Below are 19282 nucleotides of genomic sequence, written 5' to 3'. Positions count from 1 at the left end.
TGTGTACATTTAAATCATGATTCGACTGTTAAAAAACGTAAAAAAAGAGGCAAAAAATGACGAAAAGTAACCTAAAAGTAGTTAAATCTACTAAAGATCAAGAAATGGATATTAAAGAAAAGAACAAAGCATTAGATGCTGCAATAGCTCAAATTACAGATAATTTTGGAAAAGGCTCTGTAATGAAGCTTGGCCAAAAGAGAGCTATGGATATTGAGTCTGTTTCAACAGGTTCTTTAAGTCTTGATTTAGCTTTAGGTATAGGCGGATTACCAAAAGGAAGAATTATTGAAGTTTATGGACCAGAGTCATCTGGAAAAACAACATTGGCATTACAAGTTGTTGCAGAAGCTCAAAAAGCTGGTGGAATTTGTGCATTCGTTGATGCAGAGCACGCTTTAGACCCAGTTTATGCAAAAAAATTAGGAGTAAACACTGAAGAACTTTTAATCTCACAGCCAGATGCTGGTGAACAAGCATTAGAAATTGCTGATACGCTAGTAAAATCAGGCTCTATTTCAGTTATTGTAATCGACTCTGTTGCAGCTTTAACACCAAAAGCTGAGATCGAGGGAGAGATGGGAGATCATCATGTTGGTCTTCAATCAAGATTAATGAGTCAGGCTTTAAGAAAATTAACTAGCTCAATTTCAAACACAAACACAATGATGATTTTCATCAACCAAATCAGAATGAAAATTGGAGTTATGTTTGGAAGTCCAGAAACTACATCAGGTGGTAATGCACTTAAGTTTTATTCATCTGTTAGAATGGATATTAGAAGAATTGGTGCCATCAAAGACAAGGATGAAATTATTGGTAACTCTACAAGAGTGAAGGTAGTTAAAAATAAAGTAGCACCACCATTTAAAGTAGTTGAATTTGATTTGATGTATGGAAGAGGAATTAGCAAGATGGGTGAATTAGTCGATCTTGGTTCCAAAGCAGATATTATTGAAAAATCAGGAGCATGGTATGCTTATAAAGGAGAAAAGATTGGTCAAGGTAGAGAGAATGCTAAGACTTATCTAGCTCAAAATCCTAAAGTTGCTGCAGAAATAGAAATGGCAATTAGGGAAAAAGCTGGTGTTATTTCTAAAAAAATAGAAGGAAACCCAATAGATCCTGAAAAATTGGAGAAAGAAAAGAAAGTAGCTGAAAAAGAAGAAGAAGCAAAAGCTGAAGCTACTCCTCCATCTAAAAAGAATTAATAGGTCATCTTTATTAATAAAAGGCGCTTAATTTAAGCGCCTTTTTTCCCGTACTGCATCTAGACATAAAATAAAAAAGCTGTATTTTAAAAATATGGCAGACAAAACTCTCAATGAAATAAGAAATACTTTTCTAAAGTATTTTGAAAAGAACGATCATCAGATTGTGGAATCTAGTAATTTGGTTCCAAATAATGATCCAACATTGATGTTTGCTAACTCTGGAATGGTTCAATTTAAGAACGTGTTCACAGGTTTAGAAAAAAGAGATTATGTAAGAGCAACTACTTCACAAAAATGTGTAAGAGCAGGTGGAAAACATAATGATTTAGAAAATGTTGGCTATACACCTAGACACCACACTTTCTTTGAGATGTTAGGAAATTTCTCATTTGGAGATTATTTTAAAGAGCAAGCAATTGATTATGCATGGAATTTGATTACTAAAGATTTTGGCATAGATAAAAATAGACTTTATGTAACGGTTTTCCATGAAGATGACGAGGCCTTCAATTTTTGGAAGAAAATAGCAGCTTTTAGCGATGATAGAATTATTAGAATAGCAACTTCAGATAATTTTTGGTCAATGGGAGAAACAGGACCATGTGGACCTTGTTCAGAAATCTTTTTTGATCACGGTGATCATTTACATGGAGGATTACCTGGTACTAAAGATGAAGATGGAGATAGATTTATTGAAATATGGAACTTGGTATTTATGCAATTTGAACAAGTTACAAAAGATAAAAGAATAAATCTTCCAAAACCATCTGTAGATACTGGAATGGGTTTAGAGAGAATCGCTGCTTTGCTTCAAGGCACTCATGATAATTATGAGACAGATCATTTTAAAAAAATAATTAATTCTGCATCAGATATAATTAAAATTAAATCAGATAAATCTAATTTATCTAGCTTTAGAGTTATTGCTGATCATTTAAGAGCAAGTTCATTTTTAATTGCTGAAGGAGTATTGCCATCTAATGAAGGAAGAGGGTATGTACTTAGAAGAATTATGAGAAGAGGGATGAGGCACTCTCACTTATTAGGTGCTAAGGATCCAGTTTTTTCAAAATTGTTTGATACATTGTTAAATGAAATGTCAGGAAATTATCCTGAACTAAAAAGAGCAGAGTCTTTAATAAAAGAAACTTTAAAAATGGAAGAAGAGAAATTTTTAGTTCTACTAGATAGAGGAATTAAAATTTTAAATGATGAAATTTCTAAAATAGACAAAGTTTTACCAGGTGACATTGCTTTTAAACTTTACGAAACCTATGGATTTCCAATTGATCTCACAGAAGATATTTTAAAATCAAAATCTTTAGAATTTGATAAAGAACGATTTGGTGAGCTGATGAGAGAAAGTATTGAGCTTGCTAGAAAAAATTGGAAAGGATCTGGAGATAGTGCAGTTGAGCAAGTTTGGTATGGCGTAAAAGAAAAACACGGAGCTACAGAATTTTTAGGATATGAAAATGATCAAGCACAAGGCGTAATAAAATCACTTCTTAAAAATCATAAAGAGGTTGATACTTTAAATGCTGGTGATGAAGGTATTATTGTTGTTAACCAAACACCATTTTATGCTGAATCTGGAGGTCAAGTAGGAGATACAGGATTGATCTCTAAAGATGAATTTGAATTTGAAGTAACTGATGTTCAAAAAAAATTGGGAGATTTATTTGTTCATTACGGAATAGTGAAAAAAGGATCAATTAAACTAGATCAAGATGTTGAAATGAAAATCAATATTGAGAAAAGAAACGATACAAGAGCTTATCATTCAGCAACTCATTTATTACACGAGTCTTTGAGAAGAGTTCTAGGTCCACACGTTACTCAAAAAGGATCTCTAGTTGAGCCAGAAAGGTTAAGATTTGATTTTAGCCATATGAAGCCAATTTCAGATGATGAGATGTTAAAAATAGAAAGTCATGTAAATGATATGATTTCTAAACAATCTGATGTAACCACAAGAATTATGACACCGAAAGAGGCAGTTGATAATGGAGCTTTAGCTCTATTTGGTGAGAAATATGGAGATGAAGTAAGAGTATTGTCAATGGGCAATGAGGGAGAAAAATACTTTTCTACTGAGTTATGTGGTGGAACTCATGTAAAAAACACCGGTGATATTGGTAAATTTAAAATTATTAGCCAATCATCAATTGCTGCAGGTGTTAGAAGAGTAGAGGCTTTAAGAGATAAGCAACTAGAGGATTACCTTAAAAATAAAGAGAAAATGTTAAATTTATCATCTGAAAAAGATGATGAACAAATAAATGAATTAAGTAAGCAAATTTCTGAGCTAAGTGGAAAACCTAACTTAGATGAAACTGATAAAAAAGTTTTAATCAAAAATTTAAATAAACAATTGGAAACTTTAACAGTTAATTCAATACTACAAGATCAATCCAAAAATAAAGTTAATGATCTAAATGTTAATGGGGTGAAAGTAAGATTTCAAAATGTTGAAGATCTTCCTCCTAAAGAATTAAGAAAACTTGTAGACAAAGGTAAAAAAGAATTAAGTGAAGGTATTGTAATAGTTTTTGCAAGCAAAGATGACAAAGTCGGTATTGCAGTAGGTGTGACAGAAAAATTATCTGACAAATTTGATGCAGTACAATTTGTAAAAGCAGGTTCAGAAGTAATCGGAGGCAAAGGAGGTGGTGGAAGAAAAGACTTTGCCCAAGCTGGCGGTCAAGACCAATCCAAAATCAATGATGCTTTTGAAAAAATAAAATCTTTAATTTAATTTCTTTTTAAGATTACCATCAATTTCATCTAAAAACTGATTAGTAGTTAAAAATTTACTGTTCGGTCCAACAAGAATTGCTAAATCTTTTGTCATAGATCCATTTTCAACACACTCAATACATACCGCTTCTAATGTTTGAGCAAATTTAATTAATTCTTGGTTGTTATCTAATTTTCCTCTGTGTGCCAATCCTCTTGTCCATGCAAATATAGATGCAATAGGATTTGTGGAAGTTTCTTTTCCTTGTTGATGCATTCTATAGTGTCTAGTAACAGTTCCGTGAGCTGCTTCAGCTTCCATCACTTTTCCATCAGGAGTTAACAGAGTACTTGTCATTAAACCTAATGACCCATAACCTTGAGCCATGGTATCAGATTGAACATCACCATCGTAATTTTTGCAAGCCCAGATATATTTTCCACTCCACTTCATTGCACATGCAACCATGTCGTCAATTAATCTATGTTCATAAGTAAGATTATGTTTTTCAAATTCTTCTTTGAATTCATTATCGAATACTTCTTGGAAAATATCTTTAAATCTTCCATCGTACTGTTTTAAAATTGTATTTTTTGTAGACATATAGACTGGCCATTTTTTAATTAAGCCATAGCTAAAGCATGATCTTGCAAAGTCTTGAATAGATTTATCTAAATTATACATTGATAGCGCTACACCAGGACCAGTGAAATTAAATACCTCATATTTTATTTCTTCTTTTCCATCTTCAGAAGTCCATTTAACTTCCATTTTACCTTTACCAGGTACTTTAAAATCAGTTGCTCTATATTGATCACCAAAAGCATGTCTTCCAATGATTACAGGGTCTGTCCACGAAGGAACCAACTTTGGAATATTTTTACAAATAATTGGTTCTCTGAAAACTGTTCCTCCAATAATATTTCTTATTGTTCCATTTGGAGATCTCCACATTTTTTTTAAATCAAATTCCTCAACTCTTGCTTCGTCTGGTGTAATGGTTGCGCATTTAATTCCAACACCTATTTTTTTGATAGCATTCGCTGAATCTATTGTGATCTGGTCATCTGTATTATCTCTACTTTTCATCCCTAGATCGTAATACTCAATTCCAAGATCGATATATGGAAGTATTAATTTGTTTTTAATAAACTCCCAAATAATTCGAGTCATTTCATCGCCATCTAACTCTACAACTGGGTTATTTACCTTGATTTTACTCATTAAATTAAATTTATCTTATTAATTGAATTTGATTGGTTTATATACATATTAATCGAAAATTAGCAAATAGAAGAATATGTTTACCAAGATATTTCCAAAGATACACACAGAGGGTTACAAGTTTATTGTAATCGCAGGCTTCATCACAATCATCTTATTATTAGTAAATGGATTTTTGGGATTAATTGGATTGCTTTTGACTATATGGGTTTATTATTTCTTCAGAGACCCTGAAAGAGCAATCATTGGAGATGATAATTATCTAGTAAGCCCAGCTGATGGAGAAATAATTAAAGTTGAAGAGGTAGATGGGCCAAAAGAATTAAATTTAGAAAATAAAAAATTTAAAAAAATTAGTATCTTCATGAACGTATTTGATTGTCATGTAAATAGAACTCCTTGTTCAGGAAAAGTTGAAGATATTTTATACAAGCCAGGAAAATTTTTAAATGCTTCATTAGATAAAGCGAGTGAGGACAATGAAAGAAACTATTATAAATTAAAAGATAATCATGGAAATGATATCGTAATAGTTCAAATAGCAGGCTTAGTTGCAAGAAGAATTGTTTGTGAAACAAATAAAGATCAAACATTAAACCAAGGTGACCGAATTGGAATGATAAGATTTGGAAGTAGAGCAGATGTTTATTACGAAAATTATGAACCATTAGTAAAAATTGGTCAAACAGCTATTTCAGGGGAAACTCTATTGGCCAAAAGATAGATATGCAACAACCAAAAAACCATTTTAAAATTGTTCCTGAAAAAACTAATGCGAGAGTTATATTGCCAAATATGCTTACACTCATTGGTGTTTGTATAGGACTTACGTCAATAAGGTTTGCATTAGATGGAAGATTTGAATTAGCTATTGTTGCAATCATAATTGCTGCAATCATAGATGGCCTAGATGGTAGAATTGCAAGATTAATAAAAGGAACATCAAAAGTAGGGAAAGAATTAGACTCTTTAACTGACATGATTAGCTTTGGTGTTGCTCCAGCTTTTATAATGTATTTTTGGAAATTAAATACATTAGGAAAATTTGGATGGTTGTTATGTTTAGTTTATGTAATTTGTGTAGCTTTAAGATTAGCAAGATTTAATGTTAATTCATCTCAAGAACCATCTTGGAAAGATAATTTTTTTCAGGGTGTGCCATCTCCAGCAGGAGGAATATTAGTGTTATCTCCATTAATATTCAGTATGAGTGAGATTAATATAATTCCTATAAATTATACTATATTAGTTCCATGTATTTTTATTTTAACATCATTGCTTTTAATTAGTAAAATTCCAACATACTCATTTAAAAAAATTGTTATAAAAAGAAGTACCACTATATTTTTATTATTTGGTATAGTTTTATTTTTTGGATTACTATTAATTTATACTTTTGAAATATTAGCAGTTAGTAGTTTTATTTATCTTTTGTTGATTCCAATAAGTTTTCTTAATTATCAAAAAATTAAAAAAGATAAAAATGACACTATTGAAAACGAAGATGAAAACGAAAATTTAGAAGATATACTTTAGTATTTTCTCAATCTTTTTTTTCTAAATTAATAAATGAAAATTTTAGTTTATAATTCAGGCGGGGGTTTGGGTGATAGCATCCAAATATTTGATTTAATCAACAGTTTAATTGCAAAATTTGGATCAGATAATATTTACTACTTATCAGCACATAAAAATCACTTTAATCATGCTTTATCAGACTACAATTTAAAGCCAAAGGAGTTAAAAACTAATATAATTTACTTTGGTTTTAGATGGTGGCATTTATTAGTATCAAAGAAAAAAATCTTAAAGGATAACTCGCTACAAAAATTTGATTTAATTATTGATATACAATCAAAACTCAGAAACACTATAATATTAAAACAATTTCCATCTAATAAATTTTATTCTTCAACATTTAATTTTAAATTTTGTTCAGAAAAAAAAAATTATAAATCTACAAAATTTGAAAACATTAATATTTTAAGAAATATTGAATTATTAATAAGTGATGAAATTCCACAAACTAAATTTAAATTAAATTCAATTGATTTAAAATATTTTCAAGAAGCCAAAAGATTGTTACCTGATAATAATTATATTGGGTTTTCAATGACACAAGGAAACGTTTATAGAAAAAAAAGTTGGCCAATAGATAAATTCTTAAACATAGCAGAACAAGTTTCTAAAAAAAATAAAAAGCCAGTTTTTTTTGTTGAAAAAAATAATAAAGAATTAATTCATAAAATTAAAAGTAATATTAATAATGCGTTGTTTCCTGAAATAGAAAGCACATTTTCAGGACCACCATTGGTTACAGCTCTTTCATCAAGATTAGAGAAAGCAATTTCAATAGATAATGGTGTGATGCATATGATGTCTTTGGCTGAAATTCCTATGATTATTTTATTTGGACCAACAAATTCAAAAAAATTTTCTCCCAAATTAAAAAATATTGAAATTTTAGATAGTAAAACTCTTTATCAATCGGATGATATAACTAAAATTACAGAAAATGATGTAATGAGTGTTTTAAATATTTAAATTTAATTTAAAGAAAACTAACTAATAAATTGAAAAAAAATAAAATATCAAAAAATTGGGTAAATAAACAGCGTAGAGATATTTACGTAAGACAATCAAAAGTAGACGGATTTAGAGCCAGATCTGCATATAAACTTATTGAAATAAATGAAAAATTTAAAATATTTAAGGGTGGATTAACAGTCATTGATATTGGTGCAGCTCCCGGTAGTTGGTCACAATATGTTGAAAAGATATCTAAAAACGGAAAATTAATTTCGATTGATTTAAAAAAAATGGAACCAATTGGAAATAGTCTTCAAATTCAAGGAGACTTTACAGAAGAAAGTGTTCAGCAAAAAATAAAGAAGAATACTGAGTCCAAGGTTGATGTTGTGATGTCAGATATGGCAGTAAATACTACTGGGATAAAGAATATAGACTCTATTCAAACAGGCGAACTTTGCAAAGAGGCGATGATTTTTGCAAAAGATTTATTAAGTGAAAATGGTTATTTCATATCAAAGATTTTTATGGGAGGAACTTTTAACGAAATAGTCGCAGAAGGTAAAAAATATTTTAAAGAGGTAAAAGTTTTTAAACCAAAATCTAGCAGAAAAGATTCAAAGGAAAGTTTTATAATTTGCAGAAAACTTAGATAGGGACTTTTAATTTAAAAGGAATCGTATATAAAAGATTATGGTTCCTATAAAAGAAGCACTTACCTTTGACGATGTTACATTAGCTCCGAAGTATTCGGAAATATTGCCATCTGAAGTAAATACTTCAGTAAATCTTACAAAAAAATTAAAGCTTAAAATACCGCTTTTATCTTCTGCTATGGATACTGTTACAGAAAGTAATATGGCTATTGCAATTGGTAAAGCTGGAGGAATAGGAGTTATTCACAGAAATTTAGATATTCAAAAACAAATATTAGAAATTAAAAAAGTAAAAAAACAAAAATTATTAGTCGGTGCAGCAGTTGGAGCATCAATTGCTGAATTTGATAGAGCAAAAGCCATTCTTAAAGAAGGCGTTGATTTAATCGTAGTGGATACTGCCCACGGCCATACCAAAAAAGTAGGAGAAATAGTTAAATATATAAAAAAAATTAAAGGTAAAAATATCGCTTTATGTGCTGGAAATATTGCAACACCAGAAGCAGCAAAATTTTTAATTAAATTAGGAGTAGATATTATTAAAGTTGGGATTGGACCAGGATCAATTTGTACAACAAGATTAGTAGCAGGGATAGGTGTTCCACAGTTAAGTGCAATTTTATCAGTAAGAAATGGACTTAAAAATAAAAATGTAAAAATAATTTCTGATGGTGGAATAAAATATTCTGGCGATCTAGCAAAAGCTTTTGCAGCAGGCGCTGATGCTGTAATGATAGGTTCTTTATTTGCAGGTACAGATGAGACACCTGGTAAGCTAATTAAAAAAAATGGAAAATTATTCAAAAGTTTTAGAGGGATGGGATCAGTAGGCGCAATGAACAAAGGTTCAGCAGATAGGTATTTTCAGACTAAGCAAAAAGACACATCTAAGTATGTTCCAGAGGGAGTTGAAGGTTTTGTGAAATACAAAGGAGATGTTGGTAGCATTATATTTAAACTAATTGGTGGTCTTAAATCATCTATGGGTTATCTTGGTTCAAAAGAAATTGTGAAATTGAGAAATAAACCACAATTTGTTAAAATTACTAAAGCTGGATTTTATGAAAGTATGGTTCACAATGTAGATGTAATTAAAAATGATAGTAAATATTAATGAATAAAATTTTGAAATTTATTTTACTGGTTGTTTTAATTGTTTCGTTTCAATCTAATTCTTTTTCAAAGGAAAATTTTTTTAATGAAGCAATTAAATTATATGAAAAAGAAAAATATGAAGATGCAAGATTTTTATTTGAGAGAAATATTGTATTTAATCCAAAAGATGCAAATTCATATTTGTATTTAGCGAAAATTTATAATCATGAAGAAGATCAAAGAAAAGAAGAATACAACTTAGAAACTACTCTATTAATTGATCCTCAAAATGAAGAAGCTATTTTAATGCTAATGAAAATTGCGCTTGAAAAATCTAATTACGATAAAGTTAAAGAATTATCTGAAACATTTATTCAAGTATGTAAGTCATTATGTGATGAAAATAATGAAATTTTAGAGTCTTTAAAAAATTTAGAACCAAGTAATGAGTCTTGATAATAGCCTTAACAAAATCTTAATTGTAGATTTTGGTTCACAATTTACTCAATTGATAGCTAGAAGAATAAGAGAACTGGGTGTTTTCTCAGATATTGTGAGTCATAAAAAAATTAAACTTAATCAAATTAATCAAAGCGTAAAAGGTATAATTTTATCAGGGGGTCCACTGAATGTTTATCAAATTAATAAATATTCATTTGATAAAAAAATTTTGGAATTAAATATTCCTGTTCTTGGCATTTGTTTTGGACACCAAATATTATCTAAACTTAATGGAGGCAGAGTTAAACAATCGAAGCATCGTGAATTTGGTTTAGCAAATGTAATTAAAAAAAATAATAGTCTCTTAACTAATAATTTTTTTGGTACAAAAAAATCTAAAGTAGTCTGGATGAGCCACGCTGATCAAGTATCTAAATTACCTAAAAATTTTAAAGTAATTGCTTCAAGCTCAAATTCAAAATTTGCAATTGTAGAAAATAAAATCAAAAATTATTATGGTGTCCAGTTTCATCCAGAGGTAACTCATACAGAAAACGGAAAAAAACTGATTAGCAATTTTATTTTTCTTATTTGTAAAATTAAGAAAAATTGGTCATCAAAAGATCAAAAGGTACAATTAATTAAAGATGTCAGAGCTCAAGTTGGAGATAATAAAGTAATTTGTGCATTATCAGGCGGTGTAGATAGTAGTGTGGTTGCTCAATTATTGAATAAAGCAATAGGTAAAAAACTATATTGTATTTTTGTAAATACTGGATTGCTCAGAAAAAACGAAGAAGTACAGGTTGTTCAAACTTTTAAAAAAAGATTAAAAATGAATTTAATCTATGTAAATGCTGAAAAGGAATTTTTAATTAAATTAAAAAATGTATCTGATCCAGAGAGAAAAAGAAAAATAATAGGAAATCTATTCATCAAAATTTTTGAAAGGTATGCAAAGAAAATAAAAAATGTAAAATTTTTAGCACAAGGAACGTTGTACCCAGATTTAATCGAAAGCAAGTCTGTTACAGGGAGTCAAACTTCTAAAATAAAGTCTCACCATAATGTGGGTGGTTTACCTAAAAAAATGAACTTAAAGTTAGTAGAGCCATTAAAATTTTTATTTAAAGATGAAGTTAGAAAATTAGGTTTAGAGTTAAATTTAAGTCATGAAATAATTTCAAGACATCCATTTCCTGGCCCAGGTTTAGCAATCAGAATGCCTGGTATTATAACAAATGAAAAAATTAAAATTTTAAAAGAAGCTGATCATTATTTTATTCAGGCTTTAAGAGATCATGGGCTCTACCACAAAATTTGGCAAGCATATGCAGCATTACTTCCGGTTAAAACAGTTGGAGTTATGGGTGATAATCGAACATATGAATATTTATGTTTACTAAGAGCAATTACCTCAGAAGATGGAATGACTGCAGATTTTTATGAGTTTAAAAAATCTTTTATGCAGACTATATCAAATAAAATAGTCAATAGCATTAGAGGCATTAATAGAGTTGTTTATGATGTTACATCTAAACCACCAAGTACTATTGAATTAGAATGAATATTCATTATAAAGATTATTATGAAATACTTACATACTATGATTAGAATTAGTGATGTGGAAGCATCATTAAGATTTTTTTGTGAAGGACTTGGTTTAAAAGAAACAAGGAGAAAAGATAGTGAAAAAGGAAGATACACTCTAATTTTTCTTGCACCACCAAATGATGAAAAAACTGAAATAGAACTTACATATAATTGGGATGGTGATAATTTAGGTGAAGGTTCAAGGAATTTTGGTCATTTAGCTTACAGAGTTGATAATATTTATGATACTTGTAAAAAACTAATGGACATGGGCTATACCATTAATAGACCTCCAAGAGATGGGCATATGGCTTTTGTTAGATCACCAGATAAAATTTCAATAGAATTACTTCAGGATGGATACTTAGATCCACAAGAACCCTGGTCTTCTATGGAAAACACCGGAACTTGGTAATTTTTTCTCAATGTGGATTGAGAAGTTTAACAAACCATATAAAGAAAAAATTAAAAGATTAAATTTCAATTTCGCTGACATTAAAAAGGGTGATATGATGTTGGTATCTTCTCCAACATCTATAGCAAAATATATTAAAAAAATTCCTAAAGGAAAAAAAAAGACGGTTCTTGAAATGCGAAATGCATTAGCAAAAAAAGCTAAAGCAAACAAAACATGTCCTGTTTCTACAGGAATATTTTTGAGAATTGCTATAGAAGCATCATTAGAGGAACAAAGTAAAAGAAAATTAAAAAAACCCAACCTTCCTTTTTGGAGAATTATTGATGAAAAAACTGCAGTTGCAAAAAAACTATCTATATCTAAAAAGCTCTTAAATACTTATATAAATCAAGAATTAAGAAATGAATAAAATTAAAAATTTTGTAAGAAAAAAAAATAAATCAAAAATAGTTAGTTTAACTGCTTATTCAAAAAATATTGCTTCAGTTTTAGATAATTATTGTGATCTAATTTTAGTAGGGGATTCCCTTGGGTCAGTTTTATATAATTATAAGTCTACTAGAGAAGTAACCCTAAATACTATGATTGAACACTCTAAGAGTGTTCGTATGGGCATTAAAAAAAGTTTAATGATTGTTGATATGCCCCACAATACTTATCGTAATCCTAAAGAGGCATTGAAAAATGCAAAATTAATTATGAAAAAAACCAAATGTGACGGGGTCAAATTAGAGGGAGGAAAGAAAATTATAAATACAGTTAAAATTTTAGTTAAAAATAATATACCTGTGATGGGTCATATAGGAGTTTTACCTCAGTCAGATAAAACATTTAAATTTAAAGGTAAGAAACAAAGCGAAAAAGAAAACATTATGAGAGACGCAAAGTTACTTGAAGAAGCTGGTTCATTTTGTATGGTTTTAGAGTGCGTTCAAACATCATTAGCAAAACAAGTAACTAAAAGTATTAGTATTCCAACAATTGGGATAGGAGCATCTAATAATTGTGATGGACAGATTTTGGTATTCGATGATTTAATAGGTTTAAATCCAATCAAATTTAGATTTGTTAAGAAATATACAAATATAAAAACAGAAATATCAAAAGCAGTTTCTAAATACGCTAATGACGTTAAAACAAAAAAATTTCCCTCAAAAAAATATTCTTTTAATTAAAAGTATTTTTTAAATTCTTCGTTAATATTAAGTATCTCAAGATCTACTAAACCTCCTATAATTAATTGTAGACCAACAACTAAAATAAATATTAAACCAATGTAAGCTATCCAAATATGTTTTTGAATATAATTAGCCATATAAGTAGCTAATGCACCAGTAAGAACGACCGATAGGACAAGACCAAAAATCATATAGCCAAAATATCCTTGAGCTGCAGCAACAACACCTATAACATTGTCAAAACTAATCATCAGATCAGCAAATAGCACTTTACCTATACTATTTATGTACGATGGTTGTTTTGTTTTTTTAACTGAAGGTTTTATATTTTTGATATCTACAAGATCTTTTCTTAAATCATTAACTATCCATACCAACAACAACCCACCTAAAATTTTTATAAAATAAAATTCAAATAAAAAAGTAGCAAAGATTGCAAAAAAGATTTTAAAAACAAACGCTCCAATTACACCCCATAAAATAATTTGTTTTCTATTTTTGGGTACAAAATTTGATGCAATAGAACCAACGATCACAGCATTATCTGCTGTTAAGATAATTGTGATAAAAATAATTTGGGTTAGAATTATGAGCTCTTCAATCAAGATATCTAATTATTATTTTAATTTAGAGAGATTGCAATCAAAGAATAAAAAAAAAGGCGGCCAAAAATTTGACCGCCTTAATAATTGTGTTTTTATTAAATTATCTTTCAGACCAAGTAGGCATAGGATATTTTAACTCACAAGCTGCTAATTCAAATGGATATACTGTGCAGTATTTTCCATTTTGAACTTGCATTAAAATACCTCTAGTCTTTTCGTTTTGACCATCTGCTCCAAATTTAATTCCTCTGTAAGGAACAATTAAAGACTCAGATGACATATCTAGATTTACTAGAGCTTGTCTGATTTTCTCAGGATCTGTTGATCCAGCATTATTAATTGCATTAGCTAAAGCCATAAAACCTGTAAATGCTCTTGCAGGTACATCTGATAAATCTCTTCCACCAGAGTGTGTTTTAAACAAGTCGTTTACAGTTCCAATCATAGGAATAGTTTTTGCTAAGTCAGTATTAAAAGGTGATCTTGTAATCACACCTTCTGCTTTGCTTCCCATTGTGTCTATAAATTTAGGATCTGTATAACCAGCGTTTTGAGCAACTAAAAGTTTAGGATTATAATCAAGTTCTTTTGCAGTATTTAAAAACAAATATGCATCAGCTGTATAAGATGAAGGCAATAAAACATCTGGGTTTTTCGCTTTCAATCTTTGTACTTCAGAGCTCAAAGTTGTTGTTTTAGCTTTGTAGCTAATTTTCTCTATAACATCATAACCTTGTTCTTTAGCCATTTTGTCTTGAGTTCCACCACTGTCAGCACCCCACAATGTATCTTCATGAATAATACCTAATGTCTTTAACTTATTACTATTCTTTTTGTTAAAGTCGTTCATGAATTCAAACATAAGCTGAGTAAACTCACCATCGTGTGGAGTAACTCTGAAGAAGTATTTAAATCCTCTTGTTGTTAATTTTGGAGAAGTAGACTCACCGTTTACCCAAGGTATTCCTGCTCTCTCAGATACTTGACTAGCAGCACCAGTTACTGATGAGTAGTAAGCTCCAAACATTGCATGAACTTTATCAGAATTTAACATTTTCTCAGTCTCACCAACACCGATATCTGGTTTTCCACCATGGTCTCCAACAACGATAGATATTTTACCGCCGCCTAATCCTTTTAATCCGGCATCTTTTGCAAGCGGCATACCTGGAATGTTATGACTGTTATTGATGATATCTAAAGCTGTCTTAACTGCTGCAACAGCATCTTTACCAACCTGAGCAACAGGTCCTGTAAGTGGATAAAGTACTCCAATTTTTACATCTTCTGCGTAACTAATTGCTGGCGCAGATACCAATGAAAAAAAAGTAAATACTGTAAGAATTAATTTTCTCATTTTTTTCCCTCTTGTTTAATTTTTAAATGTCTAACTTAATACTATTCAATTGATCAATTCAATGATTTAGTTTTTTTATTTTACTAATGCTTAAGAAGTATTTGTTTAATATATACATTCTTTATATATACTTTAATAATAAACCAAATGACCTCTGAAATTATAATTCAAGCTATAGTGACAGGATTAATGATGGGATTAATCTATGCATTAATTGCAGCAGGCTTAAGTTTAATTTTTGGATTAATGGAAATTGTAAATTTTGCTCATGGAGAGCATTTGATGTTGTCTATGTTTTCATCATTTTGGCTTTGGTCTTTATTTGGGTTAGATCCGTTATTCTCAATACCAATAACAATACTCTTGTTGGCATTTTGTGGGATCATCACACATTACTTTTTAATTCGCTATATCTTAAAAGCAAAAATGCTTATCCAAATTTGTGCAACATTTGGATTGTCTATTTTTATTAGATCGATTGCACAATTATTATGGACACCAGACTTTAGAAACGTTGATAAACCTCTATTAGAGGGACGTATTGAAATTGGATCTGTGTTTATTGGTCAACCTCAATTATATGCAAGTCTTGTTTGTTTAGTTGCTTTTTTTGGTTTGTATTGGTTTGTAACAAAAACAGAAACTGGATTAGCTCTTCAAGCAACAGCTCAAGATAGACACGCTGCAGAAATTTTAGGAATTCCATCAAATAAAATGTTTGCAATTGGTTGGGCAATTGGACTTGGTTGTGTAGGAGTAGCGGGTGGAATGATGGCAAACTATTTTTTTATTTTTACTGATGTTGGTATCAATTTTGCATTATTTGCTTTCGTTGCAGTAGCATTAGGAGGTTTTGGAAGCATTATTGGGTGTTTATATGCTGGTATAATTATAGGATTAGTAGAATCTCTTGGTGGATTGTTGATAGATCCATCATTTAAACTTTTATATGTATTTGCAATTTATCTTTTAGTTGTGATTTATAAACCTCAAGGTCTCTTCGGTAGATATTAATGGATAGTAAGTTAGAAATTGCAAAATCAGAACCGATTTGGAATACGAATAATAGAGCAATATCAATTATTGCTGGCTTAGTTATACTTTTGTTTGCACTGCCGCTTTTTGGAATGAATTCATTTTATCTGCATTTATTTATAATGATTTTTATGCATGCAGTTATGGCTCAGTCTTGGAATGTAATTGCAGGTTTTTCTGGTCAAATTAGTTTGGGTCATGGAGCATTTTTTGGAATAGGAGCTTATGCAACTTCATTTTTTTATATGGAGTACGGAATAACACCCTGGATCAGTATATTTTTTGGTATGTTTGTTTCAGGAATTTTTGCTGTCTTAATTGGTATACCAATGCTTAGATTAAGTGGTCACTATTTTGCAATTGCCACTTTATTAATTGGGATAAGTTTCCAAGTAGTTTTTCAAAGATGGGATTTAGTAGGAGCTGCATCAGGATTGTGGGTGACAATGACACCAGAAGATTCTTGGTCTGCATTGCAGTTTCATAGCAGTAAAGCTCCCTATTATTATGTTTTTTTAATATTCTTTTTAATTACATTCTTTTTAGTCTGGTTGTTGAGTAGATCAAAATTAGGTTATAGATTAAGAGCAGTTAGAGACGATCCACAAGCAGCCTTAAGTTTGTGCATCAATGTTTCAAATTATAAAATTATAGCTTATGTGATTTCAGCAATGATCATGGCTCCAATGGGTAGCTTGTTTTCTCAATATATTTTAATTATTGATCCAGATAGAGTTTTTAATATTGAAATATCAATTATAGTTTTATTAATCACAGTGCTAGGTGGAATCGGAAATGTTTGGGGCCCAATTATAGGAGCAGCAATACTTGTACCAATTTCAGAATATTCAAGAATTTACTTAGGAGGTACAGGCGGTGCAGTTGACTTAATTTTTTATGGATTAATTTTAATGATTATTTGCATTTTTAGACCAAATGGTCTGATCTCATTTATTCCTAAAGATATTCTGGAAAGAAAAAAACAAAGATGAAAATATTAACAGTTGAAAATCTAAGTAAATCTTTTGGTGGTATCCATGCAAATAGAGATATTTCTTTTGATGTTGAAGAAGGATCAATTTTAGGAGTGATAGGACCTAATGGTGCTGGTAAATCTACTTTATTTGATTTGATTACTGGTTTTACAAAACCAGACACTGGAAAAGTTAAATTTTATGACAAAAATATTTTTGGAATTAGTCCTGATAAAATTAGTAATCTTGGAGTAGGTAGAACCTTCCAAAAACTAAAACCTTTCGCAGATCAAACATTACTTGAAAATGTTATGATTGGAGCGTTTGTGAAAGAGAAAGATATTAAAAGAGCAAGAGATAGAGCTTTAGAGATTATTGACTTTGTAGATCTGATTGAGAAAAGACATCACTTTGCAAAAGAGTTATCAACAGGACAAAGGAAAAGACTAGAAATGGCTAGAGCTATGGCTATTGATCCTAAATTACTTTTGATGGATGAAGTAACAGGAGGTGTAGATCAAAAAACTATTCCTGGACTTGTTGAACTTGTTAAAAAATTAAAAAAGACAGGTGTAACAATTATTACAATTGAACATAATATTAATATTATAATGGAAATTTCTGACAATGTTCTTGCATTAGATCAGGGAAAACGAATTGCATTTGGAGAGCCAAAAGAAATTCAAAATAATAAACAAGTAATAGACGCTTACCTAGGAACATTTGATGCTGCTTGATGTAAAAAATATTGATGTTTTGTATGATGATTTTCAAGTTATCTGGGATGTTTCAATTAACGTAAATAAAGCCGAAATGGTTGCACTTTTAGGGCCAAACGGATCTGGTAAAAGTACTGTTTTAAATACTATTAGTAATTTAGTTGAGCATAAAAAAGGCTCTATCACTTTTGATAATACTTTAATTTCAAATATTCCAACTTACAAAAGAACCGAACTAGGAATTTCACATGTACTTGAAAGAAGAAGGGTATTTCCTCATCTTACTGTTAAACAAAATCTTTTATTGGGTGCTTGGCATCCTAAGGCAAAAGAAGAGTTAACAAATTCATTAAATAAGGTTTATAAAATTTTTCCAAAGTTAGAAACTAGATCAGATCAGTTAGCAAAAACAATGTCTGGTGGTGAACAACAAATGTTAGCTATAGCAAGAGGAATGATGGGTTTACCTAAGCTTTTAATGGTCGATGAGCCTTTTTTAGGTTTGTCACCAATGGTCATGAAGGATTTAATTAAGATATTTAAAAATATTGTTGCAGAAGGTATTTCAATTTTGTTTGTAGAGCAAAATGTGAGATTAGCTCTTAGTATGGCAGATAGAGGGTACGTTTTAGAAAGTGGAAGATTAGTTATCGACGGTAAATCTGAAGATTTAATTGATAATGAAAAAGTTACTAAAGTTTTTTTAGGAAATTAATTAAAATGCAGCGAGATCGTTATTTAATTTATCTGTTATAAGCATTTTACCTGGGCTGTGAGTAATACAAAAGTCAGGTTTTGAATTTTCTAAAACAGATTGAGGAGTAACACCACATGCCCAAAATACAGGAATTTCATTGTTCTTTATTGCTCTAGGTGGATCACCATATTCAGGTTTCATTATATCTTTAATTCCAATTTCATCAGGATTACCAACATGCACAGGTGCACCATGTACAGCAGGAAATCTTGAACTAATTTGAATTGATCTAATCGTATCTTTTGAACTTAATGGTCTCATAGACACAACTAGTTTTCCTGAAAACTGTCCTGCAGGTTCACAATCTATTGAAGTTTTATACATCGGAACAATAGTATTGTTTTCTATATGTTGAATTGGAATACCAGCTTCAATTAAAGGCAGCTCAAAAGACATCGAACATCCAAGAACAAAAGTTGTTAAATCTTCGTTCCAATATTTTTTTATATCATATGGTTCATCAACTAATTTTCCTTTTTCCCATACTCTATATTGTGGAACATCAGTTCTAATATCAATATCACCAAGATCTTTTAATGAAGGATCTCCTTTTGTACCAAATCCAATTAATGGACAAGGTTTTGGATTTTTTTGACAGAAAGAAGCAAAGTCCATTGCATATTTGCTTGGTAAGATACAAAGATTTCCTTGAACATACTTATTAGCAGCACCTGCAGTTTGTTCTTTGTAATTATTTTCTCTTATAACTTTTCTTGCTTCTAATGGATCTTGAATATCTAGCATTAA

The 19282-nt window shown here is 30.1% G+C and carries 20 protein-coding genes; 16 read left to right on the top strand and 4 right to left on the bottom strand.

Features of this window, described 5'->3' with window-relative positions; translation table 11 throughout:
* Positions 1 to 56: 56 nt before the first annotated feature.
* Complete coding sequence (gene recA, locus ACTTBI_RS04650) at positions 57 to 1211, top strand: recombinase RecA (RefSeq protein ID WP_440613910.1); 1155 nt, start codon at positions 57 to 59, stop codon at positions 1209 to 1211.
* A gap of 94 nt (positions 1212 to 1305) precedes the next feature.
* Entirely contained in the window at positions 1306 to 3972 is a 2667-nt protein-coding gene (alaS, locus tag ACTTBI_RS04645) for an alanine--tRNA ligase (protein ID WP_440652845.1), read from the top strand.
* On the opposite strand, the gene ACTTBI_RS04640 is transcribed toward alaS, so the two are convergent.
* The gene (locus ACTTBI_RS04640) at positions 3964 to 5178 is read right to left on the bottom strand and encodes an NADP-dependent isocitrate dehydrogenase (RefSeq protein ID WP_440652843.1); all 1215 of its coding nucleotides are present in this window, start codon (positions 5176 to 5178) and stop codon (positions 3964 to 3966) included. The genes alaS and ACTTBI_RS04640 overlap by 9 nt on opposite strands.
* A gap of 76 nt (positions 5179 to 5254) precedes the next feature.
* Between ACTTBI_RS04640 and ACTTBI_RS04635 the strand changes: the two genes are divergently transcribed.
* The 10 genes from ACTTBI_RS04635 to panB are packed head-to-tail and all read left to right on the top strand — an operon-like array spanning position 5255 to position 13085.
* Entirely contained in the window at positions 5255 to 5902 is a 648-nt protein-coding gene (locus tag ACTTBI_RS04635) for a phosphatidylserine decarboxylase (RefSeq protein ID WP_440652842.1), read from the top strand.
* Positions 5903 to 5904: 2 nt separating this feature from the next.
* Positions 5905 to 6714, top strand: coding sequence for a CDP-diacylglycerol--serine O-phosphatidyltransferase (gene pssA / locus ACTTBI_RS04630; protein WP_440652840.1), 810 nt, complete (start codon positions 5905 to 5907; stop codon positions 6712 to 6714).
* Positions 6715 to 6747: 33 nt separating this feature from the next.
* Positions 6748 to 7722 carry a glycosyltransferase family 9 protein gene (locus tag ACTTBI_RS04625; protein WP_440652839.1) on the top strand — a complete coding sequence of 325 codons (975 nt, stop codon included), beginning with the start codon at positions 6748 to 6750 and terminating at the stop codon, positions 7720 to 7722.
* Positions 7723 to 7751: 29 nt separating this feature from the next.
* On the top strand, positions 7752 to 8363 hold the full coding sequence (locus tag ACTTBI_RS04620) for an RlmE family RNA methyltransferase (RefSeq protein WP_440652838.1): 612 nt from the start codon (positions 7752 to 7754) through the stop codon (positions 8361 to 8363).
* 37 nt (positions 8364 to 8400) lie between these two features.
* A complete protein-coding gene (gene guaB, locus ACTTBI_RS04615; RefSeq protein ID WP_440614670.1) occupies positions 8401 to 9477 on the top strand; it encodes an IMP dehydrogenase in 1077 nt (358 codons plus the stop codon).
* Positions 9477 to 9914, top strand: coding sequence for a tetratricopeptide repeat protein (locus tag ACTTBI_RS04610; RefSeq protein ID WP_440652837.1), 438 nt, complete (start codon positions 9477 to 9479; stop codon positions 9912 to 9914). Before guaB ends, ACTTBI_RS04610 begins: the two co-directional genes overlap by 1 nt.
* The gene (gene guaA / locus ACTTBI_RS04605; protein WP_440652836.1) at positions 9904 to 11466 is read left to right on the top strand and encodes a glutamine-hydrolyzing GMP synthase; all 1563 of its coding nucleotides are present in this window, start codon (positions 9904 to 9906) and stop codon (positions 11464 to 11466) included. Before ACTTBI_RS04610 ends, guaA begins: the two co-directional genes overlap by 11 nt.
* 21 nt (positions 11467 to 11487) lie before the next feature.
* A complete protein-coding gene (locus ACTTBI_RS04600) occupies positions 11488 to 11907 on the top strand; it encodes a VOC family protein (RefSeq protein WP_440652834.1) in 420 nt (139 codons plus the stop codon).
* Between the two features lie 10 nt (positions 11908 to 11917).
* Complete coding sequence (locus ACTTBI_RS04595) at positions 11918 to 12319, top strand: hypothetical protein (protein ID WP_440652832.1); 402 nt, start codon at positions 11918 to 11920, stop codon at positions 12317 to 12319.
* Complete coding sequence (gene panB / locus ACTTBI_RS04590; RefSeq protein ID WP_440652831.1) at positions 12312 to 13085, top strand: 3-methyl-2-oxobutanoate hydroxymethyltransferase; 774 nt, start codon at positions 12312 to 12314, stop codon at positions 13083 to 13085. The genes ACTTBI_RS04595 and panB overlap by 8 nt, the downstream gene beginning before the upstream one ends.
* On the opposite strand, the gene ACTTBI_RS04585 is transcribed toward panB, so the two are convergent.
* Both ACTTBI_RS04585 and ACTTBI_RS04580 read right to left on the bottom strand, forming a co-directional pair.
* Positions 13082 to 13693, bottom strand: coding sequence for a YjbE family putative metal transport protein (locus tag ACTTBI_RS04585; RefSeq protein ID WP_262589620.1), 612 nt, complete (start codon positions 13691 to 13693; stop codon positions 13082 to 13084). The genes panB and ACTTBI_RS04585 overlap by 4 nt on opposite strands.
* Positions 13694 to 13793: 100 nt before the next feature.
* On the bottom strand, positions 13794 to 15050 hold the full coding sequence (locus tag ACTTBI_RS04580) for an ABC transporter substrate-binding protein (RefSeq protein WP_440651084.1): 1257 nt from the start codon (positions 15048 to 15050) through the stop codon (positions 13794 to 13796).
* A gap of 147 nt (positions 15051 to 15197) precedes the next feature.
* Between ACTTBI_RS04580 and ACTTBI_RS04575 the strand changes: the two genes are divergently transcribed.
* From ACTTBI_RS04575 to ACTTBI_RS04560, 4 genes are read left to right on the top strand one after another with little or no spacing between them, the layout of a single operon-like run.
* Positions 15198 to 16064 carry a branched-chain amino acid ABC transporter permease gene (locus ACTTBI_RS04575; RefSeq protein ID WP_262589618.1) on the top strand — a complete coding sequence of 289 codons (867 nt, stop codon included), beginning with the start codon at positions 15198 to 15200 and terminating at the stop codon, positions 16062 to 16064.
* On the top strand, positions 16064 to 17077 hold the full coding sequence (locus ACTTBI_RS04570) for a branched-chain amino acid ABC transporter permease (protein WP_440652830.1): 1014 nt from the start codon (positions 16064 to 16066) through the stop codon (positions 17075 to 17077). Before ACTTBI_RS04575 ends, ACTTBI_RS04570 begins: the two co-directional genes overlap by 1 nt.
* Positions 17074 to 17796 carry an ABC transporter ATP-binding protein gene (locus ACTTBI_RS04565; protein ID WP_440652829.1) on the top strand — a complete coding sequence of 241 codons (723 nt, stop codon included), beginning with the start codon at positions 17074 to 17076 and terminating at the stop codon, positions 17794 to 17796. The genes ACTTBI_RS04570 and ACTTBI_RS04565 overlap by 4 nt, the downstream gene beginning before the upstream one ends.
* Positions 17786 to 18493 carry an ABC transporter ATP-binding protein gene (locus ACTTBI_RS04560; protein WP_440618726.1) on the top strand — a complete coding sequence of 236 codons (708 nt, stop codon included), beginning with the start codon at positions 17786 to 17788 and terminating at the stop codon, positions 18491 to 18493. Before ACTTBI_RS04565 ends, ACTTBI_RS04560 begins: the two co-directional genes overlap by 11 nt.
* Here the strand turns inward: ACTTBI_RS04560 and ACTTBI_RS04555 are convergent, their stop codons facing one another.
* Positions 18494 to 19279 (bottom strand): putative hydro-lyase, encoded by a 786-nt coding sequence (locus ACTTBI_RS04555; RefSeq protein WP_440652828.1) that lies wholly within the window; start codon positions 19277 to 19279, stop codon positions 18494 to 18496.
* Positions 19280 to 19282 lie beyond the last annotated feature (3 nt).

It is taken from the genome of Candidatus Pelagibacter sp. HIMB1542, assembly GCF_052047835.1.
Taxonomy (GTDB): Bacteria; Pseudomonadota; Alphaproteobacteria; order Pelagibacterales; family Pelagibacteraceae; genus Pelagibacter.
Note: the sequence above shows the minus strand (reverse complement) of the source record. Positions and strands in the feature narration are given on the sequence as shown.